Source organism: Pseudomonas putida, assembly GCF_004357765.1.
GTDB lineage: Bacteria > Pseudomonadota > Gammaproteobacteria > Pseudomonadales > Pseudomonadaceae > Aquipseudomonas > Aquipseudomonas putida_U.
The window spans coordinates 1-26069 of sequence record NZ_SMTE01000003.1 but is presented as its reverse complement, the minus strand read 5'-3'; the positions used below and the strand labels follow the sequence as shown (position 1 = coordinate 26069).

Here is a 26069-nt window from a genome sequence, read left to right as displayed (position 1 = left end):
CCGCAAGGTCTGGGGTGGGAGTTTTTCATGTCGCTGCATAATCCATTCGGCCAGCCCCTGCTGACCTTTCCTGAGCTGGACAAGAGCCCATTGAGCATCCGTGCCAAGGCGCTGGTGTTCATCGACCCGCGCTCACGGCAGTTGCGCCAAGCCCTCGAACGCCTTGCACCCCAATCGCTGCCTGTACTGGTGCGGGGTGAAACCGGCACCGGCAAGGAATTGCTGGCCCGGCAGATCCACCGGGCCAGCGATCGCGGCGGACTGTTCGTATCGGTCAATTGCGCCGCCATCAGCCCCACCTATGCCGACGCCGAGCTGTTCGGTTACACCGCAGGCGCTCACGGAGGTACGGCGGGTAGCCGCGCCGGCTGGTTCGGCTCGGCCAACGGTGGCACGTTGTACCTCGACGAAATTGCCGACTTGCCGCTGGCGATCCAAGGCAAGTTGCTGGCTGCCCTGGAAAACCGCGAGGTGACCCGCGTCGGTGCGCACCAACCGCAGCCGGTGGACGTGCGTCTGGTAGCGGCGACCAGCATCGACCTGGCGCGAGTTGTTCGCGCCGGGCGTTTCAATGAGCGCCTGTACCTCTACCTGCGCGAAGGCACCTTGGAGCTGCCGCCGCTGCGCGAGCGTCAAGGGGACATTCTGGCGCTGGCCGAGTACTTCGTGGGTATCTACAGCGCACGTCTGCAACGTGAGGTGCCTTTGATCAGCGAGGCGGCCCAGCACGCGCTGGAGGCCCACGCCTGGCCCGGCAATACCCGTGAGCTGGAGAACGTCGTGCATTTCGCCTTGCTGGTCAGCGATGGCCCGGAGCTCCTGCCGGAACACCTCGACCTGCCGAATGCCGCGAGTTAGACGCAGCCGCAGCGGTTCATAAGCAATTGTCAGGATGGCAGGTTGTTTTTGTTATAAGAGCTTAAAAAAAAGATATTGTTGCGGAATAAAAAATCTCGGTATCGTCCGCTTCACGCCCGCAGGCCTGGCCGCGGGCACCCAGACATCGCCATTGAACATGGCGCCTCGCTCGAATAAGGAAGACCATGAAGAAGACCCTGTTGACCACGGCCCTGGCCGCCGCCCTGTCGTTCGCCGGCCTGGCCAGCGCTGCCGAGAAACTGGTGGTTGCCGCGACCCCGGTACCGCACGCCGAGATCCTCGAACTGATCAAGCCGACCCTGGCCAAGGAAGGCGTGGACCTGGAGATCAAGGTCTTCACCGACTACGTGCAACCGAACGTGCAGGTCGACCAGAAACGCCTGGACGCCAACTACTTCCAGACCCTGCCATACCTGCAGAACTTCAACGAAGGCAAAGGCACTCACCTGGAAACCGTGATCGGTGTGCATGTCGAGCCGTTCGGTGGCTACTCGAAGAAGGTCAAGAGCCTGGACGAGCTCAAGGAAGGCGCCACCGTCGCCATCCCTAACGAGGGCAGCAACAGCGGCCGTGCCTTGCTGCTGCTACAGAAGGCCGGGATCATCACCCTGAAAGATCCGAAGAACGCCCTGGCGACCCCCAAGGACATCGCCGAGAACCCGAAGAAGCTGAAGTTCCGCGAGCTGGAGTCGGCCATGCTGCCGCGCGTGCTGGACCAGGTCGATCTGGACATGATCAACACCAACTACGCGCTTGAAGCCGGCCTGAACCCGGCCAAGGATGCCTTGGTCATCGAAGGTAGCGACTCGCCTTACGTGAACTTCCTGGTTGCCCGTCCGGACAACAAGAACAGCGAAGCCATCCAGAAGCTGGCCAAGGCACTGACCAGCCCGGAAGTGAAGGCCTTCATCGACCAGAAGTACCACGGTGCGGTGCTGCCTGCGTTCTGATCGGCTGCTGGACCCTAACGAAAACGCCGACGCATTTGCGTCGGCGTTTTCGTTTGTGGCTGGCCTAGCGCGACCCGCCCAGGGCCCGGCGTAACGCGATCAGCCACAGCAGTTGTTCGTTCGGATCATCCAGGCAGGCGTTGTTCATCAATTATCGTCCTTGTTGGTTTGATGGGCGTGCGACGACGTGGAGCGCAATCTTTTGAGACGAGACGGGAACGAAAGTTTCAATCGAGGCCGCCGCGTGCGCTCTTTTCCTTACCGAGCGCAGCGACTTCAGCCGGGGAGCGTCACGCAGACCGTTGCGGTAGCCAGTTCAGCAGAAAATCATTCACCACCTTGGGATTCTCCAGGCTCGAGATATGACCTGCATACGGAATCTGCGCAGCCAGGCAGCCGATGATGCGTGCCATCTCGTTGGATTCCTCGGGGGGACGCGGAATGTCCTGGTCGCCACACAGCACGATCGTTCGTTCGCCGTGCAGCTCGCCCAACCGTGCCAGGAAGTCGGGCCGTCCAAAGATCACCCGGCCCATCGGGTCGAGGCTTTGCCGGATCACTTCTGCACTGCTCGACTTGAGCGCTGCGCGGAACGCCTCGCGCACGTGCGGCACCGTCTCGCCACCGGCGTGGAAGAAGATCGGCACGATGATGTCCAGCAACGGATCGGAGAAGCAGCCAGCGGCGCTGGCCGCATCCAGCAGCCCGAAGTACTTGAGCCGGGTAGCTTCGGGCTCGGCGCCGAGGAAGGTGTCCATCAGGACCAGGCGATCGACCCTGTGCGGATGTTCGATGGCCAGTTGTGCGCCCCACATGCCGCCTACCGAGAGGCCGACCAGGTGGCACTGGTCGATGTCCAGCGCATCGAGCAGGGCCAGATGCTGGCGAGTCAGAGCGCTCATGTCGGTGGTGCTCGCGGGCGGGGCATCGGAGTCGCCATGGCCCCAGAGTTCGGGCACGATCACCCGAAAGTGTCGGGACAGCGCGTCGATCTGCGGCTGCCACATCGCTGCCGACCAGAGGTAGCTGTGGCCGAGCAACACTGGGAAGCCCTGGCCTTGGTCGACATAGCTCATGCGTGCGCCGTCGATCTCGATGAAGTGTTTTTGCATGCGAAAGCCTCGATCTGCAAGGGTTAGCGACTGGGAACCAGGCGCAGAGTACTCTCGGCAGGGATCACCGCCATCAGCGCCTTCTGATACTTGCCTTGTATATAGCCTTCGGCCTGGTCGGAATAGTGCTTGTCGAACGGTACGCCGCTTTGCCCGACCGGATTGGCGGTCAGTGCCTGGCTGGCATCGGCGAAGTCGATCAGGCGCCGGGTGGAAGGGCCGTAATTCACTGCCCATGGCGCCGGACCGATTTTCGCCGACAGGTTGTTCGGCACCTCGTGAGTGCCGGGGGCGGCGAACGGGCCGACGTTGAACAACAGGTTCAATGGCTTTTGGCTACCCAGCGGGTGGTTATGGGTCAAGGTGTGCGCCTTGCCCCACTGCCAACTGGCGGGGTCCCTGCCCAGGGCGGTGCGTAGGTGCTCCAGGCTGTTGCGCCAAGCCATGCGCACGATGGCGGTGCGATCGGTACGCTCGCTGGCGCCCCGCAGATTCCACCAGGGCGACTGGGCATCGGCGGCCAGGCGCGGCAGGGCCGTATCGATGGCGCGGGTGCTGATCAGCACCGGGAACCAGGTGTCGCCGAGTTCGTCATGCAGGGCCGCGTAGGCGAGCTCATAAAGGAACTGGTTGAACAGCGTGGCGCTGGTGGAGTCCAGCGGGTAGTCGCCGCGCCAGGCTGCCAATTGCTCGACCAGTTCCTTTTCCTCGTCGCCTTCGGCGATGCCGCGCAGGGTCGACAGCAAGGGTGCCAGAGTGCGCGGGCCATAGTCGTTGCTGGTGTCCAACTGCAGCGCCTGACTGTTCTGGGTATCCCATTTGACGTCGGGGTTGGCCAGTTGCCGGTCCAGTTGGCGACCCCGGTCCGGCAGGTTGTAGTAGCCCGGGATCGGCACCACCGCAGGTGGTTGGAAGTTGGCCGAAACGATGTAGCCGCTGGTGGGATTTTCCTGCTGTGGATTGACGCTGAAGGGGTAGAAGCCGAGTTTGTCGGCTTGCGCGCTGCTGCCGTCGAGGATGAACATCGGCTCGGCCCCTTCGGCGCGAATCGGCAGTTTCGCCGCCGCCCACCAACCTATATCGCCACGGGCGTTGGCCCAGACCAGGTTGAGCCCCGGGGCCTGAATCTTCTCGGCAGCCTCGCGCATCTTCGCCAGGGTGTCGGCGCGGTTAATCTGATAGAAGCCTTCGAGCAACGGATTCTCGGTTTCCAGGAATGCCCACCACATGGCGATCGGGACGCTGCCGGCGGTAGCGCCCAGCACCGAGTTGACGATCGGGCCGTGGGGCGAGCGGCTCAGGGTGAGGGTAACCGGCGCTTCGCCTTTGACGGCGATGGTCTGCTCGGTCTTTTGCAGGTTTTGCCACTGGCCGTGGACCAGCACCTGGTCGGGGTTGTCGGGGTTGGCCTTCTCTGCGATCAGATCGACGTCGTCATTCTGGAACATCGTCAAGCTCCAGCCGAAGTCACGGTTGTGGCCGAGCAAGGCGAACGGATTGAGCGCCTGAAAATAGCCGTACAGGTTGAAGTCCGGCGCCGACAGTTCGGCTTCGTACCACACCGCCGGTACGGCGAAACCGATATGAGGGTCGCCAGCCAGCAGCGGCTTGCCGCTGCGTGTGCGGCTGCCGGCAACGGCCCAGGCATTACTGCCCTCGAATGCCGGGATGCCGGCGGCCTGCAGCGCGTCATGGCTGACCCGCGCCAGGGCCTCGAGGCTGCGCCAGTCGGCAGCGGCCAGAGGGGCGGCGAGCTGGCCTTGTGGCTGCCAGGCCAGGTCGAAGATCTTCAGGTAATCGGGGCCGAGTTGGTCGCGCACATAGGTCAGTGCAGGCTCGGTACGGAAAGCGGCAGCGAAGCTATAGGCCAGGTAGCCGGCAACGCTCAAGGTGTCCTCGGCGGTGAATGGCCGGGGAGGGATGCCGATCAGGTCGAACTCGACGGGACTGGGGTGGCTGTCCTGCCACGCGTTGATCCCCTCCAGGTAGGCCTGCAGGGCTTGCCAGGCGGGGCTCTGATGATCCAGGCGGGCGACCATGGCGGCGGCCTGTTCGCGGATGCGCAGGCTGCGGAACAAGGTATCGCTGGGCACCAGTTTGCTCCCCAGCACCTCGGCCAGTTCGCCGCGGGCCAGGCGACGCACGATCTCCATCTGGAACAGACGGTCTTGGGCATGCACGTAGCCGAGGGCGCGGTACAGGTCCTGCTGGTTGCGCGCCTGCAGGTGCGGCACGCCGCGGGCGTCGTAGCGCACGCTGACCGGGGCTTGCAAGCCGGCGATGGCGACCTCGCCCTGGCGTTGCGGCAACTTGCCCTGCATGTACCAGTAACCGCCCGCGCCGACGGCGACCGCCACCAGCACGGCCAATAGGATGAAGCTGCGTTTCATCGGATCTCCTTGGATACGCGAGGGTAAGGCCGGAACCAGTCTTCGCCTGGCCCGCGCACAGAGCTTAGTCGTTCCAGGGGCAGTAGCAGCCTACGGCCAACGTGTTGGAGGCGTTGACCGGACGGCCCTCCTGCAATGCCTGGATGATCGGTTCGACGAAGCTGTTGCTGGCATTGCACACCGCACCTTCGCTGTAGGGGCCGAAGTAGGCGAGTTTGCCTTGGCGGTCCCAGATCGCCACGGCGGGCGAGGCGGGCAGGTGTTCGCTGCCGGGTAAGCTGGCGATGGCCTGCAGGCGTTCCAGGTTGGCGGGTAGTTGGCCATGGCTGCCGGGCTTTTGCAGCACGTGGAAGCTCACCCCCCGATCGGCGAAATGCTCGATCAGTTCGCCCAGGTGCTGCTGGTTGCCGACATTGCACGGGCAGGCCGGGTCCCAGAAGTGCACTACGCGGATCGGTCCAGGGCCGGCCAGTTCTGCGGGCAGGCGCAGTTGGCTACCGTCGAACAGGGTGGCCTGTGTTGCGAACGGGCGCAGGTAGCGAGCTTGAAAGCTGCTGTACGCCAGCCAGAGGACGACGGCACAGAGCACGAGCACGAGGGCCACGCTTAGTTGTCTGATTCGAGTGGGCATGGGATCCCTGATGCGGGTGGAAAGCGCCCAAGCTTGCCACGATGCCGGCCAGAGCTGAATATCGCAGGTCAATACTTGCTGCGTTGTGGATGTACCCGATGCCCGCTGCTTTTCACCCTGACCTTCTGCGTGCCAGCCTGGCTCCCCTTGTCGAGCGACGACCGTTGACCGAACAGTCCCGCGACTACCAGCGCTTCTATGGCCTCGATCTGCCCGCGCAGAGCTGGTTGGGCCGCTTTCAGGTGGCCGGGTTCGATGTGGTCGGGCAGGCCTGGTTGCCCGAGCGCCCGAGCGCGACGCTGGTCTTGCTGCATGGCTATTACGACCACATGGGGCTCTATCGGCATGTGATCGCGTGGGCGCTGGCGCGCGGCTTTGCGGTGATCAGCTGCGATCTGCCAGGCCACGGCCTGTCCAGTGGCGAGCGCGCCAGCATCGGTGACTTCGGCCAGTACCAGCAGGTGCTCGATGCCTTGTTCGAACAGGCCCAGGCCTTGAACTTGCCGCGCCCGTGGCATCTCTGCGGGCAGAGCACCGGTGGCGCCATCGCGGTGGACCATCTGCTGCACAAGGGTGCCCAGAGTCCGATCGATGGCCAGGTGATTTTGCTTGCGCCGCTGGTCCGCCCGCGCGCCTGGAGGTGGTCGAAGTTCAGTTACCGGGTGCTTCGCCACTTCGTCAACGGCATCGAGCGCCGCTTCAGCGAGAACACCAACGATCCTGCCTTTCTGCCGTTTCTCGAAGCCGACCCGCTGCAACCACGACGTCTGCCTACTGCCTGGGTCGGTGCGCTGATCGCCTGGGTCAAACGTATCCAGGCGGCGCCGCACAGCACGCGGCAGCCGTTGATCGTGCAGGGGGAGGCCGATGGTACGGTGGACTGGCCGTACAACCTGCAGGTGCTCAGGGCCAAGTTCAGCGAGCCGCAGATTCTCATGCTGCCCGAGGCACGCCATCACCTGGCCAACGAGCTGCCGGGGATTCGCCAGCGCTACTTCGACTTTCTCGACCAGCGGCTGGGCTGACCTACTTCAGGTCCGCCGCGCTCTGACCCACGGCAAGGCCGGCACGTACCGCAGCCACTGCCGCCTGGTAGTAGGCCTTGCCTTCCGGCGATTCGGCGAAGGTGGCGAACTCTTCGAGCTCGGCGTCGGACAGGTCGCGGTAAACGTACAGCAGGGTGTTATTGAGGTCTTCGCCGATCTGCTGCATCAGGCGCTGGCGCTGGCCGTCGAGCAGCCCCTGGGCCTGGCCGCCACCGAACAGCCCGGGGAGCATCGAACTGAGGCTGTCGGCGGCCACGCCGGCAATGGCCAGGCTGACCTCGGCACCGGCCTCGCGCGCGGGCAGGGCTTGGGCCAGATGGCCGATGATCAGCAGGCGATCGTCGCTGGCCTGGATCTTGGGCAGGCCCTTGGCGTTCTTGGCCAGTTGGTCCTTGCGCGTGGCCAGCAGCTCGGCGGCGACCACCTTGCGGCCCAGCGGCGACTGGAAGAAGGCCAGGGCCGGCGCAGGATTGGCCAGGGTGGCGCGCAACTGGGCCTGGGCGCGGCGGTCCATGGCCTGGGCCTGGAAGCGCTGGTTGCTGTTGTTGACCAGTGCCTGGTAGACCGCTGGCGGCAAGCTGTTGCGATAGCGCTGCTGGGCCGCGCTCAGCGCATCGCTGAAGTGGGCGCGCTGATCGGGCCAGCCGGCGGCCTTGTACAGCTGATCGAGGCTATCTGCCCAGACAGGCATGGTGCAGATCATCAGCAGAAGCAGGGAAAACAGACGGCGCATTCAGGACTCCTGTCGGCAGGAGGCTATTGTCCTTGGCTCGGCGCAGGTTTGTCGAGATACCGTAACGCTTCTCGGCCAAGTGGCGCTGTGCGAGTGCAGGGCGAATGGATATGATGCGCGCCATGCAAACCTCCCTCGAATATCCGATGCTATCGGCCGTCGTCGATGACCTGGCCACCCGTGGCTGGTCCCAGCAGGCCCTCTTTCTGCCTGCGGCCCTGGCGCGCGCGCTGGCGGCCGAATGCCGCCGGCGTTATGCCGATGGCGAGCTCAACCCCGCCGGGGTCGGGCGCGGTGCCGCCCAGGAGGTCCGTGAAACGATCCGCGGCGACCAGATCCAGTGGATCGACCCTGGTCAGGCCGAAGCCTGTGACCAGTATCTGGCGGCGATGGATGAGCTGCGCCAGGCCATCAACCAAGGACTGTTTCTGGGACTCGAGGATTTCGAGTGCCATTTCGCCTTGTATCCGCCAGGGGCCTTCTATCGTCGCCATCTGGACCGTTTCCGCGACGACGACCGGCGTATGGTTTCGGCGGTGTTCTACCTCAATGAAGACTGGCAGCCCGAGGACGGCGGCCAGTTGCGTATGTTCCTTGCCGGTGATGTCGTCCATGACGTGCAGCCACAGGCCGGTTGCCTGGCGGTGTTCTTGTCCGGCGATGTGCCCCACGAGGTACTGCCCGCCGGTCGTGAGCGTCTGTCGTTGACCGGTTGGTTCCGGCGCCGTGGCAATGACCCGTTCTGAGCTGCCCAAGGTGCTGGTCAGCGCCTGTCTGCTGGGCCAACCGGTGCGCTATGACGGGCGCAGCAGTGGACACCCCGATCTGTTGCAACGCTGGCAGGGCGAAGGCCGGGTGGTGCCGTTGTGCCCCGAGGTGGCCGGCGGCTTGCCGACGCCGCGCCCGCCTGCGGAGATTCCCGGCGGGCAGGGCGGTGAGGTGCTCGATGGAACAGCGGTCGTGGTGACGGTGATCGGTGAAGATGTCAGCGCCGCCTTTCTTGCCGGGGCGCGGCAGGCCCTGGCGCTGGCGCGCAAGCATGGGATCCGCGTGGCGGTGCTCAAGGCGGGTAGCCCTTCGTGTGGCAACCGCTTGACCTATGACGGCACGTTCAGTGGTGTGAAGGTGCCGGGGGAGGGTGTGACCGCCGCATTGTTGCGGCGCGAGGGGGTGCTGGTGTTCAGCGAGTTGGAGCTAGAACAGGCGGAGGTGGCGCTGGCTGGCCTCACGGAGTAGGTCTGTGCCGGCCTCCTCGCGGCACAGACCTACACCGAAGTTACTGCCCAGCCGCCGACTGCTGCGCGCCCTTCAACCACTTCTGCTCCAACGCCGCCATGCGCCCGTCGTCCTGTATCCGCTGCAGAGCATTGTTGACCGCACTTTCGAACGCCGGGTTATCCTTCTGGAACGGAATCACCAATTGCTGGCTGCTGTAGGGTTGGCTCACGTCCAACTGCTCGCCTTGCTTACTCTTGGCTTGGTTCAGGCTGATGTCGTACTTGCCGTTCTCGACGCCTGCGATGGCTTCGTCCGCGGGCGCTTCGATGAACTCGGCGCGCAAGTCCAGCTCCTGGGCCAGCGCTTGGCCAACCTCTATTTCGAACCCAGTCAGGCGGTCGTTCTCCCTGAAGGCATACGGCGCGTTGTCGGCTTGCACGACGATGCGCAGCTCCCCTCGGTCGGCGATTTCGTCTATCAGCTCGGCGTGCGCCAGCGGCGTGATCAATGCTGCCAGCAGTATGCCTAAGGTCGAGCGCATGGATGCCCCTTGTCTTGTGAAAATGAATACTGTTCGCCCCGACTTTCTTCCTCGTCGCGGTCGAGCGCAGCCTATGACTGCGAAGCTTGGACGTTGTTTAACCCTAACTGAAATATTTGTCTTTGTGGGCTATGGTGAACTACCGCTGTCGTTCGTCCATAGATGGCGGTCAATGTATGAATCACAGGAGAAGTGAATGAACAGCCTATTTTCGCGTGCTGCCGTCGCCGGTCTGCTCATGGGGGCCTCGGTATTGGCCAGCGCCGCGGACGCCCTGAAGAGCCAGGAGCCGCCCAAGGATGCCAAGGTCGTCATCGTTTCCCCCGCCGATGGCGCCACGGTCGACAAGACCTTCACGGTCAAGTTCGGCATCGAGGGCATGGAGCTCAAGCCCGCCGGCGATCAGACCCCGCATACCGGCCACCATCACCTGCTGGTGGATGTGGACAAAGAACCGGTGGTCGACATGCCACTGCCCGCCAGCCTGATGCCGGAGAGCGGCACCCCATTGCCAGCCGGTCCGCAGGTCCTGCACTTCGGCAAGGCACAGACCGAGGCGACTATCACCCTCACGCCAGGCAAGCACACCCTGCAACTGGTGCTGGGCGATCAGTACCACGTGCCGTTCAAACCGAGCGTCGAGTCGAAGAAGATCACCGTCGAGGTGAAATAGTCCCAGGCGCATGAACGAAGAAGGGAGGCCACCAGGGCCTCCCTTCTTCATGCCGCGATCAAGCTCAGAACAGTACGCGCGAGCGGATGGTGCCCTTGACGTGCTGCAGCTTCTCTTGCGCCAAATCCGAATACTCGGCGTCGACGTCGATCACCACGTAGCCGACTTTCTCGTTGGTCTGCAGGAACTGACCGGAGATGTTGATGCCGTTCTCGGCGAAGACCTGGTTGATCTCGCTGAGCACGCCCGGAATGTTCTCGTGGATGTGCAGCAGGCGGTGCTTGCCAGGGTGTGCTGGCAGAGCCACTTCAGGGAAGTTGACCGACGACACCGAGGTACCGTTGTCGCTGTACTTGACCAGTTTTTCAGCCACTTCCAGGCCGATGTTGGCCTGGGCCTCGGCGGTGGAGCCGCCGATGTGTGGGGTCAGGATCACGTTATCCAGGCCACGCAGCGGGCTTTCGAACTCTTCGTCGTTCGAGCGCGGCTCGACCGGGAAGACGTCGATGGCAGCGCCGATCAGGTGCTTGTCCTTGATGGCTGCCGCCAGGTGATCGAGCTCGACCACGGTACCGCGGGCGGCGTTGATCAGGATCGCGCCCTTCTTCATGGCGCGGATTTCCTTCTCGCCGATCATCCACTGGGTGGATGGCAGCTCAGGTACGTGCAGCGAGACGATGTCGGCCAGGCCCAGCAGCTCGTTGAGGCTGGTGACCTGTACGGCGTTGCCCAGCGGCAGCTTGGTCAGCGGGTCGTAGAAGTACACCTGCATGCCCAGGTTTTCGGCCAGGACCGACAGCTGGGTACCGATCGAGCCGTAGCCGACGATGCCCAGCTTCTTGCCACGGATCTCGAAGGAGTTGGCCGCGCTCTTGATCCAGCCACCGCGGTGGCAGGAGGCGTTTTTCTCGGGGATACCGCGCAGCAGCAGGATGGCTTCGGCCAGCACCAGTTCGGCCACCGAGCGGGTGTTCGAGTAGGGAGCGTTGAACACGGCGATGCCGCGCTCGCGGGCCGCTTCCAGGTCGACCTGGTTGGTGCCGATGCAGAAGCAACCGACGGCGACCAGTTTCTTCGCACAATCGAAGATCTCTTCGGTCAGCTGGGTGCGCGAGCGGATACCGATGAAGTGGGCATCGGCGATCTTTTCCTTGAGCTCGGCTTCGGGCAACGAACCAGTGAGGTACTCGATGTTGGTGTACCCGGCGGCCTTGAGGGTATCCACTGCGTTCTGGTGGACACCTTCAAGAAGAAGGAACCTGATCTTGCTCTTGTCGAGAGAAGTCTTGCTCATCTGCGTAAACCTGTATCCCGGAGAAAAAATGGCGAGGGGTGAAACGGCGTCGGCCTTAGCACGAACAGCGGGAGCGCTATGCTAGCATACGCGACACAATCTGAGCTTATCCCGACAGGTGAAGTGTGCTCAGGGTGACTATGAATAAGTCGAGAGTTCCTGCGATGACCCACCCTGCGGTAATTGACGAGCTGATGACCCTTGTAGACCCTGGCAAGGTCCTGACCGACGCCGCGTCCCTGGAGGCCTACGGCAAGGATTGGACCAAGCACTTTCCGCCAGCGCCGTCGGCCATCGTCCTGCCGCGCAGCATCGAACAGGTGCAGGCGATTGTCGCCTGGGCCAATCGCCATCAAGTGGCCCTGGTGCCCTCGGGGGGGCGTACCGGCCTCTCGGCTGGCGCCGTAGCGGCCAATGGCGAGGTGGTGGTGGCCTTCGACCTGATGAACCGCATCCTCGACTTCGATGCCTTCGACCGCACCGTGGTCTGCCAGCCGGGCGTCGTCACCCGCCAGTTGCAGGCATTCGCCGAAGAGCAGGGCCTGTATTACCCGGTTGACTTCGCCTCGAGTGGTTCCAGCCAGATCGGCGGAAACATCGGCACCAATGCCGGCGGGATCAAGGTGATCCGCTATGGCATGACCCGTAATTGGGTAGCCGGCCTGAAGGTGGTCACCGGCAAGGGCGAGTTGCTGGAATTGAACAAGGACCTGATCAAGAACGCCACTGGCTATGACCTGCGCCAGCTGTTTATCGGCGCCGAAGGCACCCTGGGCTTCGTCGTCGAGGCGACCATGCGCCTGGATCGGGCCCCGCGCAACCTGACTGCGATGGTCCTCGGTACGCCGGATTTCGACTCGATCATGCCGGTGCTGCACGCGTTTCAGGGGCGTCTGGACCTGACCGCTTTCGAGTTCTTTTCCGACAAGGGGCTGGCCAAGATCATGGCGCGCGGCGATGTGCCCGCGCCGTTCGCAACCGATTGCCCGTTCTATGCCCTGCTCGAGTTCGAGGCCAGCAACGAAGATGTGGCGAATCAGGCCCTGGCCACTTTCGAGCACTGCGTCGAGCACGGTTGGGTACTCGATGGGGTGATGAGCCAGAGCGAGACCCAACTGAGGAACCTGTGGAAGCTGCGCGAGTATCTGTCCGAGACCATCTCCCACTGGACCCCGTACAAGAACGACATCTCTGTCACCGTTTCCAAGGTGCCGGCGTTCCTGCGCGACATCGACGCCATCGTCAGCGAGCATTACCCGGACTACGAAGTGGTCTGGTACGGCCATATCGGTGACGGCAACCTGCACCTGAACATCCTCAAGCCCGAGCACATGAGCAAGGACGCGTTCTTTGCCTCCTGCACCAAGGTCAACAAGTGGGTGTTCGAGATCGTCGAGCGCTACAACGGCTCCATTTCTGCCGAGCACGGCGTGGGCATGACCAAGCGCGACTACCTGCACTACAGCCGTTCGGCCGAGGAAATCGCCTGCATGAAGGCAATAAAGGCCGTGTTCGACCCTAACGGCATCATGAATCCGGGTAAGATCTTCGCTCCCGTATAAAAGCAGTAGCAAAGGAGTCGGCCATGAGTTACCAGCACCAGTACGTAGACGGCACGCGCATCCACTTCCCGCTGGGCAAGGTGGTGTGCATCGGCCGCAACTATGCCGAGCATGCCAAGGAGCTGAACAACCCCATCCCCAGCGAGCCGCTGCTGTTTATCAAACCCGGCAGTTGCGTGGTGCCGCTGGAAGGCGGATTCAAGATCCCGACCGACCGTGGGTCGGTACACTACGAGGCGGAAATCGCCGTGCTGCTGGGCAAGCCGCTGTCTTCCAAGGCCACCGAGGAAGAAGTGCTGGACGCCATTTCCGGCTATGCCCCGGCCCTGGACCTGACCCTGCGCGACCTGCAGTCCAAGCTCAAGGAAAAGGGCCTGCCGTGGGAGCTGGCCAAGAGCTTCGACGGTGCCTGCGTACTGCCGCCATTCGTCAGCGCCGCGAGCTTCGAAGATGTCACCGACATTCCGGTGCGCCTGACCATCAACGGTGAGGTTCGCCAGGATGGCAACAGCGCCATGATGCTCAACCCCATCGTGCCGATCATCCAGTACATGGCTGCGCACTTCTCGCTGCAGGCCGGCGATGTGATCCTCACCGGCACCCCGGCCGGTGTCGGTGCATTCAACGTCGGCGACAAGCTGGTGCTGGAGTTGCCAGGGGTTTCGCGCTTCGAAAGCCAGGTGCTCTGAAGCGTTACCTTTTCGAGAGTGTTCTTGCCGTGGCTCCGGCAAGGGCGCTCGCGACCAAAAGCCCATTGCTGATGTTTGCGTTTTTTTCACAACCTATCCGGATAATGCGCGGATCTACGCACATTTCTCCAGGAACTCCGCATGCCCACACCCTCCAGCGCTCAGCCAACCCCCAAGCGCCGTTTCTTTCTGCGTTGGCCGTTTGCCCTGGTGGTCTTGGCTGTCATCGCCTATGGCGTGGCAGCCGCGATGCACTGGGACGACCGTGGCGTGTTGTGGATCAAGGAGGGTTTCGAGAGCAAGGTCGAACAGCGCGAAAGCGTCTGGTTGCCGGCCTATCGTGTGGATATCGACGGCAAGGCCTTCGGCGATGAAGACGATGAGGCCTCTGACCTGGCCTTCAATCCCAAGACCCGCACGCTGTTTGCCGTGATGGGCAAGAACCCGTTCCTGATCGAGCTCAGCCTTGAAGGCGATGTGCTGCGCAAGATGCCCCTTCAGGGTTGGGAAAACCCCGAGGGGGTGGCGGTGCTGGAGGACGGGCAGTTGGCCATTGTCGATGAGCGGCGCCACGACCTGACCCTGGTCCAGATCGACGCCAGCACCACTGCGTTGAACCGCACCGACTTCCAGAGCTATGACCTGGGCAAGTCGGTCAAGAGCAACAAAGGTTTCGAGGCCGTAGCCTGGGATGCCGTGCGCAAGCGTCTGGTGATCGGCGAGGAGCGACCGCCGCGCCTGTTCACCTGGAACACCGATGGCCGCAGCGCGCTTGCTGGCGATAAAAAGCCCCTGGCCAACGACGAGCTCGACCTGCGCAACCTTTCGGCGTTGAACGTCGACCCCCGCACCGGCCACCTGCTGCTGCTGTCGGCCGACTCGAACATGCTGCTGGAGCTGGACGAGCAAGGCCAGCAGGTCAGTTTCATGACCCTTCTCGGTGGCTTCAACGGCTTGGCCGATACCGTTCCGCGCGCCGAAGGCGTGGCCCTGGATGACCAGGGCAACCTGTACATGGTCAGCGAACCCAATCTGTTCTATCGGTTCAAGAAAACCCAATAGGCCCTTCGGATTTTTCCGACGCGGTTATTAAGATTGTTTTCAGTTGCGCATGGTTGAATGGGCCTTCCCTACGTTGAGCCTTCTACCATGCGTCGTCCCGTTCGTTTGTTGTTCGTTTCTGGCCTGGCCGTGCTGCTGTTGCTCGGCGGTGTGGTCGCCCAGGAGTTTCGCCTGTTCGAACGGGGCTGGTTCAACATCAAGACCTGGTGGCAGCCTGCGGAGCAGGGCATCAGGCTGGACCGCTACCAGGTGGTGGTCGAGGCACGCCCCATCGAGGGGCTGGACGCCGACATTTCGGCGCTCACCTATGACCCCGACCGAAAGACGCTTTTCACCGTCACCAACAAGCGGCCCGAGCTGATCGAGTTATCACTCGATGGGCACATTCTGCGACGTGTGCCGCTGATCGGTTTCGGTGACCCCGAGGCAGTGGAATACGTTGGTACCGACAGCTACGTGATCACCGACGAGCGCCAGCAGCGATTGATCCGGGTGCGGTTGGAGGAAGACACCGGATATCTCGATGCCGCTGACGGCGAGCAACTGACCTTGGGCATCGGCCTCAATGGCAACAAGGGTTTCGAGGGCCTGGCCTACGACTCGCAGGGCAAGCGCCTGTTCGTGGCCAAGGAGCGTGATCCGATGCTGATCTACGAAGTGCATGGTTTCCCCCACGACAATCCCGAACAGCCCTACGCGGTGCATGTGGTGCAGGACCGCAAGCGTGATGCGCGGCTGTTCGTGCGGGACCTGTCGAGCCTGCAGTTCGACGAGCGCAGTGGTCACCTGGTGGCGCTATCGGATGAGTCTCGGTTGGTCCTGGAGCTGGATGTGAAAGGCACGCCCTTGAGCACCCTGTCGCTGCGCAAGGGGTCTCAGGGCTTGAAGCGGACGGTGCCGCAGGCGGAAGGGATCGCGATGGACGAGGCGGGGACCATCTATCTGGTCAGTGAGCCAAACCTTTTCTATGTCTTCAGGTTGCCGGCCGATTGATGGGTCGTGGGCGTCTTCTTCGCGGGGCAAGCCCGCTCCCACAGAAACCCGCTGCCGGAGTACCTGTGGGAGCGGGCTTGTCCCGCGAAGGGCATCACTCGGCCTTGAGGCTCTTGACGCCTTCGGCAGTGCCCAGCAACAGCAGGTCAGCCGGCCGCGCGGCGAACAGGCCGTTGGTGACCACACCGACGATGGCGTTGATCTGTGCCTCGAGCTCCACCGGGTTGGTGATTTGCAGGTTGTGCACGTCGAGGATGACGTTGCCGTTGTCGGTCACCACGCCTTCGCGGTAGACCGGGTCGCCGCCCAGCTTGACCAGCTGGCGCGCCACATGGCTGCGGGCCATCGGAATCACCTCGACCGGCAGGGGGAAGGCGCCCAGAACCGGGACCAGCTTGCTGCCGTCGGCGATGCAGATGAAGGTCTTGGCCACGGCCGCGACAATCTTCTCGCGGGTCAGCGCCGCGCCACCGCCTTTGATCAGGTTCAGATGGGCGTCGCTCTCGTCGGCGCCGTCGACGTAGAACTCCAGTTCGCTCACGCTGTTCAGCTCATAGACCGGGATGCCATGGCCCTTCAGGCGCGCAGCGGTGGCTTCGGAGCTGGCGACCGCGCCGTCGAAGGCGGTCTTGTGCTGGGCCAGGGCGTCGATGAAGAAGTTGGCGGTCGAACCGGTGCCGACGCCTACGACGCTCTTTTCATCCAGCTTGGGCAGAATGAAGTCGACAGCGGCCTGGGCGACGGCCTGTTTGAGTTGGTCCTGGGTCATGCGGGCTCCGAAAGGGGCGGGGGAGGTTTTCGAGGGGGCTAGTATAACGGCTCGCGCGGCTTTGCTGTGGTCGCCCGACGTAGCGCTGGGGTAGACTCCCAGGCCTTGTCCCGCGGCCCAGTGATGCTTTCCCGATGCTCGAACAGTACGTCAAGAAGATCCTCACCTCGCGCGTTTACGACGTCGCGGTAGAAACCCCGTTGCACAGCGCCGGGCAACTGAGCAAGCGGCTGGGCAACCAGGTGCTGCTCAAGCGCGAGGACCTGCAGCCGGTGTTCTCGTTCAAGATCCGCGGCGCGTACAACAAGCTCGCTCAGTTGAGCCCCGAGGAGCTGGCCCGTGGCGTGGTCACGGCGTCCGCTGGTAACCATGCCCAAGGCGTGGCCTTGGCAGCCCGTGAGATGGGAATCAAGGCCACCATCGTGATGCCCAGGACCACCCCTGAGATCAAGGTCGAGGGTGTGCGTTCGCGGGGTGGCAAGGTGGTGCTGCATGGTGATTCGTTCCCAGAGGCACTGGCCTATTCGCTGAAGCTGGTGGACGAAAAAGGCTACGTCTACATCCACCCCTACGACGATCCGCATACCATCGCCGGGCAAGGCACGGTGGCCATGGAAATCCTTCGCCAGCACCCCGGGCAGCTGGACGCGATTTTCGTGCCGGTCGGCGGTGGTGGCCTGATTGCCGGTATTGCGGCGTACGTGAAGTACCTGCGCCCCGAAGTGAAGGTGATCGGCGTCGAGCCGGACGACTCCAACTGCCTGCAGGCAGCGATGGCCGCCGGCGAGCGGGTGATCCTGCCGCAGGTCGGGCTGTTCGCCGATGGGGTGGCGGTGGCGCAGATCGGCCAGCACACCTTCGACATCTGCCGTCGCTACGTGGACGAGGTGATCACCGTCAGTACTGATGAGATCTGTGCGGCAATCAAGGATATCTACGACGATACCCGCTCGATCACCGAACCTGCCGGCGCGTTGGGGGTTGCGGGCATCAAGAAGTACGTCGAGCTCAAAGGCGTCAGCGGACAGACCCTGGTCGCCATCGATTCGGGCGCCAACGTGAACTTCGATCGCCTGCGCCATGTGGCAGAGCGTGCCGAACTGGGCGAAAAGCGCGAAGCGATCATCGCCGTGACCATTCCCGAACGCCCGGGCAGCTTCAAAGCATTCTGCGAGGCCATCGGCAAGCGACAGATCACTGAGTTCAACTACCGCAAGCACACCTCCGACGAGGCGCACATCTTCGTCGGCGTGCAGACCCATCCGGAGAACGACCCGCGTGCGGCTCTGGTCCAGCAATTGATCGACCAAGGCTTCCCGGTCACCGACCTGACCGACAACGAACTGGCCAAGCTGCACATCCGCCACATGGTCGGCGGTCATTCGGCCGGGGCCAGCGATGAGATCGTACTGCGCTTCGAGTTCCCCGAGCGGCCTGGTGCGCTGTTCAACTTCCTGGCCAAGCTGGGCGGGCGCTGGAACATCTCGATGTTCCACTACCGTAACCACGGCGCCGCCGACGGGCGTGTGGTGGCTGGCCTGCAAGTGCCGGAGGACGAGCGCCACCTGGTGCCCGCAGCCCTGGCCAAGATCGGCTACCCCTACTGGGACGAGACGGAAAACCCGGCTTACCGGCTGTTCCTGGGTTAAGCGGCTAAGCTTGGCCTGACGATCGCCTGTACAAGGACATGCTGACATGGAACACCTGACGACCCTGAAAGCCTTGCACATCGCCGCCACCGCAGTCTTGCTGCTGGGCGCGCTGGGGCTGGTGGTGTGGACCGTGCTCGCCCGCCGCCGGGGCGACGCCGAGGCTTATGCCAAACTGCTGCGCAGGCCGCTGGTGTTCGTCTGGCTGGTGATGGGGCTGTGCCTGCTGAGCATGCCGTTCAGCGGCTGGTGGCTGGTGCATCTGGTCGGTTGGCCGCTGGGGCAGACCTGGGTGCTGGCTTCCAGCGTCATCTATACCGTTGGCGCGCTTGCCGTGTGGTGGCTGCTGGTGCGCTTGAACCGGCTGCGCAAGGCCGAGGTGGTGGGATTGCGTTTCACCTTGGCATTGGCGGTATTCAGCGGGGTGTGTTTCCTGTCCATTGCCGGGTTGATGGGCGCCAAGCCGGTCTAACGGATCGTTGCTGTGCATAAGCTTGGCCGGCGCGTTGCTGCGCTCGCAGGCTTTGTGGAACAATGCGGTGACATGCGTTTGCGAGGTTGCTGCCGTGATCGACCCGGATGGTTTTCGCCCCAATGTAGGGATCATTCTCACGAATGATGCCGGGCAGGTGCTATGGGCTCGACGGATCAACCAGGATGCCTGGCAATTCCCTCAGGGTGGCATAAACCCTGACGAGACGCCGGAAGATGCCCTGTACCGTGAGCTGAACGAAGAAGTCGGCCTTGAACGCGACGATGTGGAAATTCTTGCCTGCACCCGAGGCTGGTTGCGTTATCGTTTACCCCAGCGCCTGGTGCGTACCCACAGCCAACCGCTGTGCATCGGGCAGAAGCAGAAGTGGTTCCTGTTGCGCCTGGTGAGCAACGAGCAGCGGGTGCGGATGGACCTGACCGGCAAGCCCGAGTTCGACGGCTGGCGCTGGGTCAGTTATTGGTACCCGCTGGGCCAGGTGGTGACATTCAAGCGTGAAGTCTACCGCCGTGCCTTGAAAGAGCTTGCACCGCGTCTGCTGACGCGCGACTGACGACGGAGTTCGACCCCGAGCCATGCTCAATACGCTGCGCAAGATCGTCCAGGAAGTGAACTCCGCCAAAGATCTCAAGACGGCGTTGGGGATCATCGTCTTGCGTGTGAAAGAGGCCATGGGCAGCCAGGTCTGCTCGGTCTATCTGCTCGATCCGGAGTCCAACCGCTTCGTGCTGATGGCCACCGAAGGCCTGAACAAGCGTTCCATCGGCAAGGTCAGCATGGCCCCCAACGAAGGCCTGGTCGGCCTGGTCGGCACCCGGGAAGAGCCGCTGAACCTGGAAAACGCCGCGGCCCACCCGCGTTACCGCTACTTCGCCGAAACCGGTGAAGAACGCTTCGCCTCCTTCCTCGGGGCGCCGATCATCCACCACCGACGAGTGGTCGGAGTTCTGGTCATCCAGCAGAAAGAGCGCCGCCAGTTCGACGAAGGCGAGGAAGCCTTCCTCGTCACCATGAGCGCTCAGCTCGCCGGGGTCATCGCCCACGCCGAGGCCACCGGTTCCATCCGTGGCCTGGGGCGCCAGGGCAAGGGTATCCAGGAAGCGCGTTTCGTCGGTGTACCGGGATCGCCCGGTGCCGCAGTGGGTCGCGCGGTGGTCATGCTGCCGCCGGCTGACCTTGAAGTGGTACCGGACAAGACCGTCGAAGACATCGACGCCGAACTTGCACTGTTCCAGAACGCCCTCGAAGGCGTGCGTGCCGACATGCGCAAACTGTCGGCCAAGCTCGCCACCCAGTTGCGACCCGAAGAGCGTGCGCTGTTCGACGTGTACCTGATGATGCTCGAGGACGCCGCCCTCGGCGGTGAGGTGACCGAGGTCATCAAGACCGGCCAGTGGGCCCAGGGCGCCCTGCGCCAGGTGGTCGGCGAGCACGTCAACCGCTTCGAGCTGATGGACGACGACTACCTGCGCGAGCGTGCCTCCGACGTCAAGGACCTCGGTCGGCGCCTGCTCGCCTACCTGCAGGAAGCCCGTTCGCAGTCGCTGGTGTACGCCGACAACACCATTCTGGTCAGCGAGGAGCTGACCCCGGCCATGCTCGGCGAAGTGCCCGAGGGCAAACTTGCCGGCTTGGTGTCGGTATTGGGGTCGGGCAACTCCCACGTTGCCATTCTCGCCCGGGCCATGGGTATTCCCACGGTGATGGGCCTGGTCGACCTGCCGTATTCCAAGGTCGACGGCATCGAGCTGATCGTCGATGGTTACAAGGGCGAGGTCTTCACCAACCCCAGCGAGGTGCTGCGCAAACAGTACAGCGATGTGGTCGAGGAAGAGCGCCAGCTGGCCCAGGGTCTGGATGCATTGCGCGAGCTGCCCTGCGTGACGCCCGATGGCCAGCGCATGCCGCTATGGGTCAACACCGGCCTGCTGGCCGACGTCGCCCGCGCCCAGCAGCGTGGCGCCGAAGGGGTGGGTCTGTACCGCACCGAAGTGCCGTTCATGATCAACCAGCGCTTCCCCAGCGAGAAGGAACAGCTGGCGATCTACCGCGAACAGCTGGCAGCGTTCCACCCGTTGCCGGTGACCATGCGCACCCTCGACATCGGCGGTGACAAGGCGCTGTCGTATTTCCCGATCAAGGAAGACAATCCGTTCCTGGGCTGGCGCGGCATTCGCGTCACCCTCGACCACCCGGAAATCTTCCTGGTGCAGACCCGCGCCATGCTCAAGGCCAGCGAGGGCCTGAACAACCTGCGCATCCTGTTGCCGATGATCTCCGGCATCCACGAGCTCGAGGAAGCGCTGCACCTGATTCACCGTGCCTGGGGCGAGGTGCGGGACGAAGGGACCGATGTACCGATGCCTCCGGTGGGGGTGATGGTGGAGATCCCGGCGGCCGTTTATCAGACCAAGGAACTCGCCCGTCAGGTGGACTTCCTCTCGGTCGGATCCAACGACCTGACCCAATACCTGCTGGCCGTCGATCGCAACAACCCGCGGGTCGCCGACCTTTACGACTACCTGCATCCGGCCGTCCTGCAAGCGCTCTACACCGTGGTGCGCGATGCCCACGGCGAAGGCAAGCCGGTGAGTATCTGCGGCGAGATGGCTGGTGATCCGGCGGCGGCGATCCTGTTGATGGCGATGGGTTTCGACAGCCTGTCGATGAACGCCACCAACCTGCCGAAGGTGAAATGGATGCTGCGCCAGATCAACATGAGCAAGGCCAAGGAGCTGCTGGCCGAGGCCATGAGCCATGACAACCCGCAGGTTATCCACAGCTCCCTGCAGCTGGCATTGAAGAATCTCGGCCTGGCACGAATGATAGGGCCGGGGGCCGACAAGCCGCTCTGAGGTCTGCGCCGGCCCTTTCGCGGGACAAGCCCGCTCCCACAGGCACCGCACTGTTCTCAAGGGCAGCGCGGCAGCTGTGGGAGCGGGCTTGTCCCGCGAAGACGGCATCAGACCTCCAGGCAAACCTCTCCCAGATGCCCCCCGAACGGCCCGAAGCTACGCTCCACCAGCCGCCGTCTACCCCGATCATCCACGATCAGCACCGTACTCGCCCGAGTGCCATAGGTCTGGCTGGCAATGAACACGCTCGACAACAGCTTCTCCGTGGCCAGACCCACGCCCGTTTGCGGCAGATCGGCATCCGCCGCGGTTTCCCCATCGGCCAGCAATGCCAGCAACTGCTGCGGGTCCGCCTTCTCCAGCAACCCCTCCAGCCCCCTGCGCGCTTTCACCAGCTTCGGCCAAGGCGTATCCAGCCCGGCATTGGACAGGCCATACACCCCAGGTTCGAGCAGTCGCGGCGCCGCCTCGCGCGCATGCAGATAGCCCAGTTGCCGGCCATCGCCCACCAACAAGTTGAACCCCGAATATTGCCCGCTGCGGCTGGCCGCTTGGTCAAGGTAGGCCTCGACCCCAAGCTCGCCCTGTAGATACGCCGCCACCAGCTCGCCACGCGAGCGCGGCCCCAGCGGTTGCCCGGGGTCGCGAATATTGGTCAATGCAGCGAAGCGCCCTTGCGGGCCGACGCCGAGCCAGGTGCCTCCGGCTTCCAGGTCACGCCCGGCGTGCACCCCAGGCGCGTCTTCCCAAGCGCCCAGCGCCTGGGTCGGGCGGGCATAGAACTCGTCGCGGTTGGCCGCGACGATCAGCGGCAGGGCATGCCCGGGCCGCCAGGCGAATACGATCAGACACATAGGTGTAACCCCCGTATTTTCCTCCACTCTACCGAGCGTGGCCTTGGCGATCCATCCTGACACAGAGTTCACTAGAGCCGCGGGGCCGGCTTCCGTTACCATGCCGCATCGATTTCTCGGGGACGACGAATGGAGTTCGTACTCTATCTGCTGTTGGGCGCCTGTGCTGGCGTGCTGGCCGGGCTGTTCGGCGTGGGCGGCGGTATCATCATCGTGCCGGTCCTGGTGTTCAGTTTCACCCTTCAGGGCTTCGACACTTCGGTACTGACCCACCTGGCGGTCGGCACCTCGCTGGCGACCATCGTTTTCACCTCGATCAACGCCGTGTTGGAGCATCACCGCAAGGGCGCGGTGCAGTGGCCGATCTTCGCCTGGATGACGCTCGGTATCCTGCTCGGCGCCGGCGTCGGCGCCAAGACCGCTTCGTTGATTCAAGGACCGCAATTGCAGAAGATCATCGGTGTGTTCGCCCTGGTGATCGCCGCCCAGATGGCCCTGGACTTCAAGCCCAAGGCCAGCCGCGGCACGCCCGGCAAACCGGCGCTGGTCGGCATGGGCGCGGTGATCGGCTGGGCCTCGGCGATCTTTGGCATCGGCGGCGGCTCGTTGACCGTGCCGTTCCTGACCTGGCGCAGCCTGCCGATGCAGCAGGCGGTGGCCACCTCATCGGCCTGCGGTCTGCCGATCGCTCTCGCCAGTGCCTTGAGTTTCATGCTGCTGGGTTGGCACGAAGAGCATCTGCCGCCGCATAGTCTGGGGTTCGTGTACCTGCCGGCATTGATCGGCATTGCCGTGACCAGCATGTTTTTCGCCCGTTTTGGCGCGCGTCTGGCGCACAAGTTATCGCCACGCCTGCTCAAGCGTCTGTTCGCTGCGTTGTTGTTCTGCGTAGGTCTGAGCTTTCTGATTTGAACCAAGAGGAATACCCATGCTGCCTTACCCGCAGATAGATCCCGTGGCCGTGGCCATCGGGCCGCTGAAAATCCACTGGTACGGCTTGATGTACCTGATCGGCATCGGCGGCGCCTGGCTGTTGGCCTCACGCCGGCTGAACCGCTTCTACCCGACCTGGAGTCGAGAGAAGCTCTCCGACCTGGTGTTCTGGTTGTCGATGGGGGTGATCGTCGGTGGTCGCCTGGGCTATGTGCTGTTCTACGACCTGCACGCCTACCTGGCCAACCCGACGCTGATCTTCGAGGTCTGGAAGGGCGGCATGTCGTTCCATGGCGGCTTCATCGGCGTGATGCTGGCGGCGCTGTGGTTCGGCAAACGCAACAACAAGTCGTTCTTCGAGCTGATGGACTTCGTCGCGCCACTGGTGCCGATTGGCCTGGGTGCCGGACGCATCGGCAACTTCATCAATGCCGAACTGTGGGGCAAACCCACCGACGTGCCTTGGGCGATGATCTTCCCGCCGTTCAGCGACCCGGCCCAACTGCCGCGTCACCCCTCGCAGCTCTACCAGTTCGCCCTGGAAGGCGTTGCGCTGTTCGTCATCCTCTGGCTGTTCTCGCGCAAGCCACGGCCCACCATGGCGGTTTCCGGCATGTTCGCGCTGTTCTACGGCATCTTCCGTTTCATCGTCGAATTCGTCCGCGTGCCGGATGCCCAGCTCGGTTACCTGGCCTGGGGTTGGCTGACCATGGGTCAGATTCTTTGCGTGCCGATGATCCTGGCTGGCCTTGGCCTGATCTGGTGGGCTTATAATCGCAAGCCCACGGCGAAACCCGCCTGATTATTCCCACGGCAGGGGTGATCCCCCTGCCGTTTTTGCTACAGGTAAGCCATGAAACAGTATCTGGACCTGGTCCGCGACGTCATCGACAACGGCACGCTGCAGGAAAACCGCACCGGTGTCCGCACCATCAGCCTGCCGGGCGCCATGCTGCGTTTCGACCTGCAGAAGGGCTTCCCGGCCATCACCACCCGCAAGCTGGCGTTCAAGTCGGCGATCGGCGAGATGGTCGGTTTCCTGCGCGGCGTGAAGAACGCCGGCGAATTCCGTGAGCTGGGCTGCAAGGTCTGGGATCAGAACGCCAACGAGAATGCCCAGTGGCTGGCCAACCCGTTCCGCCAGGGGCATGACGACCTCGGCGAGATCTACGGCGTGCAATGGCGTCAGTGGCCCGGCTACAAGCGCATCGCGCTGAGCAACCCGGCCGCCATCGAGATGGCCGAGAAGGCGGGCTTTCGCAAGATCGCCCAGGACGAGGAGGATGGTCAGGCGTTCGTGATCCTGTACAAGGCCATCGATCAGGTGCGCCAGTGTCTGGACACCATCGCCAACGATCCCGGTAGCCGGCGCATCCTGTTCCACGGTTGGAACTGCGCGCAGTTGGACGAAATGGCCCTGCCGCCGTGTCATCTGCTCTACCAGTTCCACCCGAATGTCGAGACCCGGGAAATTTCCCTGACCCTCTACATCCGCTCCAATGACTTGGGCCTGGGCACGCCGTTCAACCTCACCGAGGGTGCTGCGCTGCTGTCGCTGTTCGGCCGGCTGACTGGTTACACCCCGCGCTGGTTCACGTACTTCATTGGCGATGCCCATGTATATGAGAACCACCTGGAAATGCTCAACGAGCAGCTCAAGCGCGAGCCGCTGGAAGCGCCGAAGCTGGTGATCAGCGACCGTGTGCCGGATTTCGCCAAGACCGGGAAGTACGAGCCTGAGTGGTTGGAGATGATCGAGCCGAGCGATTTCAGCCTGGAAGGTTATGAGCACCATGCGCCGATGACGGCGCCGATGGCGGTCTGACGTAATCGCCGGCAAGCCGGCGATTGGCCCGCAGGCTCTTCAATGTCCGTGGCTGCGCCCGACGTGCGAATGCTCGGTGTCCGGCACCGAGACTGCGCCGTTCTCTTCCAGTCGCTGCAGGATCGCGCACTCATCCCCTTGCGCGGGACAGCGCTGGCGCAGCTCCACCAGTTGCGAGCGTAACGCCAGCAACCCATCGATCCGCGCCTGCACGTGCTCGATATGTTCATCGATCAGCGCGTTGACGCTGCCACATGAGTCATCCGGGCTGTCGCGCAGGCGCAGCAGACTGCGAATTTCGTCGAGGGTCATGTCCAAGGTGCGGCAGTTGCGGATGAAGGTCAGCCGTTCGACGTGGGCCTGGGTGTACTGCCGATAGTTGCCCTCGGTGCGCGCCGGCGCCGGCAGCAACTGCTCGCGTTCGTAATAGCGAATGGTCTCGACGGGGCAGTCAGTGGCCTTGGCCAGTTCTCCGATTTTCATAGGTTTTCTCCGCGAGATACCCCGTACTTTAGTGCGGGGAGGGATAGCGAGGCGTGCGAACTGCGCGCCCTTACGCCGGTCTGTCTTGCTCCTCGATGTAGCGCCGAACCCCGTCCAATGGCGCACCGCCTACGCTGCCGACGAAATACGACGCCGACCACAACGCATCCCCCCACCAGGCTGGTTGCATCAATTCCGGGAAATAACACGCAATGAATTCTCCACTAGACCAACCTTGAAAAAACCAGGGTAAACGCGCTATTTTGCTGAATAATATGGATAAAGGCCAATCCAGAATGAAAACCACCAAAACCCTCCAGTTGCGCATCAAGGACAGGCATGCGCCGGTTCTGCGCGCGTGGGCGCGGTCGGTTAACACTGTCTGGAATTACCTGAACGAATTGAGCTATCGCAACATCCGTGACCATGGGCGAT

At 63.2% G+C, this 26069-nt stretch carries 27 protein-coding genes; 17 read left to right on the top strand and 10 right to left on the bottom strand.

All coding sequences use genetic code 11. From position 1 onward, the window contains the following. The first annotated feature begins 27 nt into the window (after positions 1–27). Both E2H86_RS04655 and E2H86_RS04650 read left to right on the top strand, forming a co-directional pair. Positions 28–858 carry a sigma 54-interacting transcriptional regulator gene (locus tag E2H86_RS04655; RefSeq protein ID WP_133325218.1) on the top strand — a complete coding sequence of 277 codons (831 nt, stop codon included), beginning with the start codon at positions 28–30 and terminating at the stop codon, positions 856–858. Between the two features lie 185 nt (positions 859–1043). After that, positions 1044–1829 (top strand): MetQ/NlpA family ABC transporter substrate-binding protein, encoded by a 786-nt coding sequence (locus E2H86_RS04650; protein WP_133325216.1) that lies wholly within the window; start codon positions 1044–1046, stop codon positions 1827–1829. A gap of 290 nt (positions 1830–2119) precedes the next feature. On the opposite strand, the gene E2H86_RS04645 is transcribed toward E2H86_RS04650, so the two are convergent. The 3 genes from E2H86_RS04645 to E2H86_RS04635 form a co-directional block, all read right to left on the bottom strand. Continuing rightward, complete coding sequence (locus tag E2H86_RS04645; protein WP_133325214.1) at positions 2120–2941, bottom strand: alpha/beta fold hydrolase; 822 nt, start codon at positions 2939–2941, stop codon at positions 2120–2122. A gap of 23 nt (positions 2942–2964) precedes the next feature. Next, positions 2965–5331, bottom strand: a complete 2367-nt coding sequence (locus tag E2H86_RS04640; protein WP_133325212.1) for a penicillin acylase family protein — start codon at positions 5329–5331, stop codon at positions 2965–2967. Between the two features lie 64 nt (positions 5332–5395). After that, complete coding sequence (locus tag E2H86_RS04635) at positions 5396–5962, bottom strand: DUF6436 domain-containing protein (RefSeq protein ID WP_133325210.1); 567 nt, start codon at positions 5960–5962, stop codon at positions 5396–5398. A gap of 98 nt (positions 5963–6060) precedes the next feature. On the opposite strand from E2H86_RS04635, the gene E2H86_RS04630 reads away from it, so the two are divergent. Next, on the top strand, positions 6061–6987 hold the full coding sequence (locus E2H86_RS04630; protein ID WP_133325208.1) for an alpha/beta hydrolase: 927 nt from the start codon (positions 6061–6063) through the stop codon (positions 6985–6987). A 1-nt stretch (position 6988) separates the two neighbouring features. Here E2H86_RS04630 and E2H86_RS04625 read toward each other — a convergent pair whose 3' ends face one another. Further along, on the bottom strand, positions 6989–7741 hold the full coding sequence (locus E2H86_RS04625; protein ID WP_133325206.1) for a DUF2059 domain-containing protein: 753 nt from the start codon (positions 7739–7741) through the stop codon (positions 6989–6991). Between the two features lie 110 nt (positions 7742–7851). Here E2H86_RS04625 and E2H86_RS04620 point away from each other — a divergent pair, with 110 nt between their 5' ends. Both E2H86_RS04620 and E2H86_RS04615 read left to right on the top strand, forming a co-directional pair. Continuing rightward, positions 7852–8487 (top strand): 2OG-Fe(II) oxygenase, encoded by a 636-nt coding sequence (locus E2H86_RS04620; protein ID WP_133325886.1) that lies wholly within the window; start codon positions 7852–7854, stop codon positions 8485–8487. Beyond that, positions 8474–8977, top strand: coding sequence for a DUF523 domain-containing protein (locus E2H86_RS04615; RefSeq protein ID WP_133325204.1), 504 nt, complete (start codon positions 8474–8476; stop codon positions 8975–8977). Before E2H86_RS04620 ends, E2H86_RS04615 begins: the two co-directional genes overlap by 14 nt. Before the next feature lie 40 nt (positions 8978–9017). Here the strand turns inward: E2H86_RS04615 and E2H86_RS04610 are convergent, their stop codons facing one another. Then, complete coding sequence (locus E2H86_RS04610) at positions 9018–9500, bottom strand: transporter substrate-binding domain-containing protein (RefSeq protein WP_133325202.1); 483 nt, start codon at positions 9498–9500, stop codon at positions 9018–9020. A 196-nt stretch (positions 9501–9696) separates the two neighbouring features. On the opposite strand from E2H86_RS04610, the gene E2H86_RS04605 reads away from it, so the two are divergent. Beyond that, positions 9697–10173 carry a DUF4399 domain-containing protein gene (locus E2H86_RS04605; protein ID WP_133325200.1) on the top strand — a complete coding sequence of 159 codons (477 nt, stop codon included), beginning with the start codon at positions 9697–9699 and terminating at the stop codon, positions 10171–10173. A gap of 64 nt (positions 10174–10237) precedes the next feature. On the opposite strand, the gene serA is transcribed toward E2H86_RS04605, so the two are convergent. Continuing rightward, positions 10238–11467, bottom strand: a complete 1230-nt coding sequence (gene serA / locus E2H86_RS04600; protein ID WP_133325198.1) for a phosphoglycerate dehydrogenase — start codon at positions 11465–11467, stop codon at positions 10238–10240. Positions 11468–11631: 164 nt separating this feature from the next. On the opposite strand from serA, the gene E2H86_RS04595 reads away from it, so the two are divergent. The 4 genes from E2H86_RS04595 (at position 11632) to E2H86_RS04580 (ending at position 15773) form a co-directional block, all read left to right on the top strand. Next, a complete protein-coding gene (locus tag E2H86_RS04595; RefSeq protein WP_133325196.1) occupies positions 11632–13029 on the top strand; it encodes an FAD-binding oxidoreductase in 1398 nt (465 codons plus the stop codon). Between the two features lie 23 nt (positions 13030–13052). Then, positions 13053–13718, top strand: coding sequence for a fumarylacetoacetate hydrolase family protein (locus tag E2H86_RS04590; protein WP_133325194.1), 666 nt, complete (start codon positions 13053–13055; stop codon positions 13716–13718). 141 nt (positions 13719–13859) lie between these two features. Next, a complete protein-coding gene (locus E2H86_RS04585) occupies positions 13860–14780 on the top strand; it encodes an SdiA-regulated domain-containing protein (protein ID WP_133325192.1) in 921 nt (306 codons plus the stop codon). An 87-nt stretch (positions 14781–14867) separates the two neighbouring features. Then, the gene (locus E2H86_RS04580; protein WP_133325190.1) at positions 14868–15773 is read left to right on the top strand and encodes an SdiA-regulated domain-containing protein; all 906 of its coding nucleotides are present in this window, start codon (positions 14868–14870) and stop codon (positions 15771–15773) included. A gap of 94 nt (positions 15774–15867) precedes the next feature. Here the strand turns inward: E2H86_RS04580 and rpiA are convergent, their stop codons facing one another. After that, positions 15868–16542, bottom strand: a complete 675-nt coding sequence (gene rpiA / locus E2H86_RS04575) for a ribose-5-phosphate isomerase RpiA (RefSeq protein ID WP_133325188.1) — start codon at positions 16540–16542, stop codon at positions 15868–15870. Positions 16543–16676: 134 nt separating this feature from the next. Between rpiA and ilvA the strand changes: the two genes are divergently transcribed. The 4 genes from ilvA to ptsP all read left to right on the top strand — a co-directional run bounded on the left by ilvA (position 16677) and on the right by ptsP (position 21539). After that, positions 16677–18191: a threonine ammonia-lyase, biosynthetic gene (gene ilvA / locus E2H86_RS04570; RefSeq protein WP_133325186.1), complete on the top strand. Its 1515-nt coding sequence runs from the start codon at positions 16677–16679 to the stop codon at positions 18189–18191. Between the two features lie 46 nt (positions 18192–18237). Beyond that, a complete protein-coding gene (locus tag E2H86_RS04565) occupies positions 18238–18663 on the top strand; it encodes a DUF2269 family protein (RefSeq protein WP_133325184.1) in 426 nt (141 codons plus the stop codon). Between the two features lie 94 nt (positions 18664–18757). Next, complete coding sequence (locus E2H86_RS04560) at positions 18758–19237, top strand: RNA pyrophosphohydrolase (RefSeq protein ID WP_003249017.1); 480 nt, start codon at positions 18758–18760, stop codon at positions 19235–19237. A 22-nt stretch (positions 19238–19259) separates the two neighbouring features. Further along, entirely contained in the window at positions 19260–21539 is a 2280-nt protein-coding gene (ptsP, locus tag E2H86_RS04555) for a phosphoenolpyruvate--protein phosphotransferase (protein WP_133325182.1), read from the top strand. Between the two features lie 107 nt (positions 21540–21646). On the opposite strand, the gene E2H86_RS04550 is transcribed toward ptsP, so the two are convergent. Beyond that, on the bottom strand, positions 21647–22393 hold the full coding sequence (locus tag E2H86_RS04550) for an NRDE family protein (RefSeq protein WP_133325180.1): 747 nt from the start codon (positions 22391–22393) through the stop codon (positions 21647–21649). Positions 22394–22522: 129 nt separating this feature from the next. Here E2H86_RS04550 and E2H86_RS04545 point away from each other — a divergent pair, with 129 nt between their 5' ends. Genes E2H86_RS04545 through E2H86_RS04535 form a run of 3 tightly spaced genes read left to right on the top strand, consistent with a single transcriptional unit; the run spans position 22523 to position 25151 of the window. Next, on the top strand, positions 22523–23305 hold the full coding sequence (locus E2H86_RS04545) for a sulfite exporter TauE/SafE family protein (RefSeq protein WP_133325178.1): 783 nt from the start codon (positions 22523–22525) through the stop codon (positions 23303–23305). Between the two features lie 16 nt (positions 23306–23321). After that, positions 23322–24128 carry a prolipoprotein diacylglyceryl transferase gene (lgt, locus tag E2H86_RS04540; protein ID WP_133325176.1) on the top strand — a complete coding sequence of 269 codons (807 nt, stop codon included), beginning with the start codon at positions 23322–23324 and terminating at the stop codon, positions 24126–24128. Between the two features lie 51 nt (positions 24129–24179). Then, positions 24180–25151 (top strand): thymidylate synthase, encoded by a 972-nt coding sequence (locus E2H86_RS04535; protein ID WP_133325174.1) that lies wholly within the window; start codon positions 24180–24182, stop codon positions 25149–25151. Between the two features lie 39 nt (positions 25152–25190). On the opposite strand, the gene cadR is transcribed toward E2H86_RS04535, so the two are convergent. Together cadR and E2H86_RS26375 are read right to left on the bottom strand one after the other, a co-directional pair. Next, positions 25191–25634, bottom strand: a complete 444-nt coding sequence (gene cadR / locus E2H86_RS04530; RefSeq protein ID WP_133325172.1) for a Cd(II)/Pb(II)-responsive transcriptional regulator — start codon at positions 25632–25634, stop codon at positions 25191–25193. A 70-nt stretch (positions 25635–25704) separates the two neighbouring features. Continuing rightward, entirely contained in the window at positions 25705–25962 is a 258-nt protein-coding gene (locus E2H86_RS26375; protein WP_306767642.1) for a transposase, read from the bottom strand. Between the last annotated feature and the right edge of the window lie 107 nt (positions 25963–26069).

Excerpts from the sequence above, each read along its gene's own strand:
- E2H86_RS04615 (WP_133325204.1), top strand. The coding sequence starts at position 8,474 with ATGACCCGTTCTGAGCTGCCCAAGGTGCTGGTCAGCGCCTGTCTGCTG.
- E2H86_RS04635 (WP_133325210.1), bottom strand. The coding sequence starts at position 5,962 with ATGCCCACTCGAATCAGACAACTAAGCGTGGCCCTCGTGCTCGTGCTC.
- E2H86_RS04585 (WP_133325192.1), top strand. The coding sequence starts at position 13,860 with ATGCCCACACCCTCCAGCGCTCAGCCAACCCCCAAGCGCCGTTTCTTT.
- E2H86_RS04565 (WP_133325184.1), top strand. The coding sequence starts at position 18,238 with ATGGAACACCTGACGACCCTGAAAGCCTTGCACATCGCCGCCACCGCA.
- cadR (WP_133325172.1), bottom strand. The coding sequence starts at position 25,634 with ATGAAAATCGGAGAACTGGCCAAGGCCACTGACTGCCCCGTCGAGACC.
- E2H86_RS04650 (WP_133325216.1), top strand. The coding sequence starts at position 1,044 with ATGAAGAAGACCCTGTTGACCACGGCCCTGGCCGCCGCCCTGTCGTTC.
- E2H86_RS04610 (WP_133325202.1), bottom strand. The coding sequence starts at position 9,500 with ATGCGCTCGACCTTAGGCATACTGCTGGCAGCATTGATCACGCCGCTG.
- E2H86_RS04590 (WP_133325194.1), top strand. The coding sequence starts at position 13,053 with ATGAGTTACCAGCACCAGTACGTAGACGGCACGCGCATCCACTTCCCG.
- E2H86_RS04620 (WP_133325886.1), top strand. The coding sequence starts at position 7,852 with ATGATGCGCGCCATGCAAACCTCCCTCGAATATCCGATGCTATCGGCC.
- E2H86_RS04645 (WP_133325214.1), bottom strand. The coding sequence starts at position 2,941 with ATGCAAAAACACTTCATCGAGATCGACGGCGCACGCATGAGCTATGTC.
- ptsP (WP_133325182.1), top strand. The coding sequence starts at position 19,260 with ATGCTCAATACGCTGCGCAAGATCGTCCAGGAAGTGAACTCCGCCAAA.
- serA (WP_133325198.1), bottom strand. The coding sequence starts at position 11,467 with ATGAGCAAGACTTCTCTCGACAAGAGCAAGATCAGGTTCCTTCTTCTT.
- E2H86_RS04630 (WP_133325208.1), top strand. The coding sequence starts at position 6,061 with ATGCCCGCTGCTTTTCACCCTGACCTTCTGCGTGCCAGCCTGGCTCCC.
- E2H86_RS04655 (WP_133325218.1), top strand. The coding sequence starts at position 28 with ATGTCGCTGCATAATCCATTCGGCCAGCCCCTGCTGACCTTTCCTGAG.
- rpiA (WP_133325188.1), bottom strand. The coding sequence starts at position 16,542 with ATGACCCAGGACCAACTCAAACAGGCCGTCGCCCAGGCCGCTGTCGAC.
- lgt (WP_133325176.1), top strand. The coding sequence starts at position 23,322 with ATGCTGCCTTACCCGCAGATAGATCCCGTGGCCGTGGCCATCGGGCCG.
- E2H86_RS04605 (WP_133325200.1), top strand. The coding sequence starts at position 9,697 with ATGAACAGCCTATTTTCGCGTGCTGCCGTCGCCGGTCTGCTCATGGGG.
- E2H86_RS04550 (WP_133325180.1), bottom strand. The coding sequence starts at position 22,393 with ATGTGTCTGATCGTATTCGCCTGGCGGCCCGGGCATGCCCTGCCGCTG.
- ilvA (WP_133325186.1), top strand. The coding sequence starts at position 16,677 with ATGCTCGAACAGTACGTCAAGAAGATCCTCACCTCGCGCGTTTACGAC.
- E2H86_RS04595 (WP_133325196.1), top strand. The coding sequence starts at position 11,632 with ATGACCCACCCTGCGGTAATTGACGAGCTGATGACCCTTGTAGACCCT.
- E2H86_RS26375 (WP_306767642.1), bottom strand. The coding sequence starts at position 25,962 with ATGCGCAACTGGAGGGTTTTGGTGGTTTTCATTCTGGATTGGCCTTTA.
- E2H86_RS04545 (WP_133325178.1), top strand. The coding sequence starts at position 22,523 with ATGGAGTTCGTACTCTATCTGCTGTTGGGCGCCTGTGCTGGCGTGCTG.
- E2H86_RS04625 (WP_133325206.1), bottom strand. The coding sequence starts at position 7,741 with ATGCGCCGTCTGTTTTCCCTGCTTCTGCTGATGATCTGCACCATGCCT.
- E2H86_RS04535 (WP_133325174.1), top strand. The coding sequence starts at position 24,180 with ATGAAACAGTATCTGGACCTGGTCCGCGACGTCATCGACAACGGCACG.
- E2H86_RS04580 (WP_133325190.1), top strand. The coding sequence starts at position 14,868 with ATGCGTCGTCCCGTTCGTTTGTTGTTCGTTTCTGGCCTGGCCGTGCTG.
- E2H86_RS04640 (WP_133325212.1), bottom strand. The coding sequence starts at position 5,331 with ATGAAACGCAGCTTCATCCTATTGGCCGTGCTGGTGGCGGTCGCCGTC.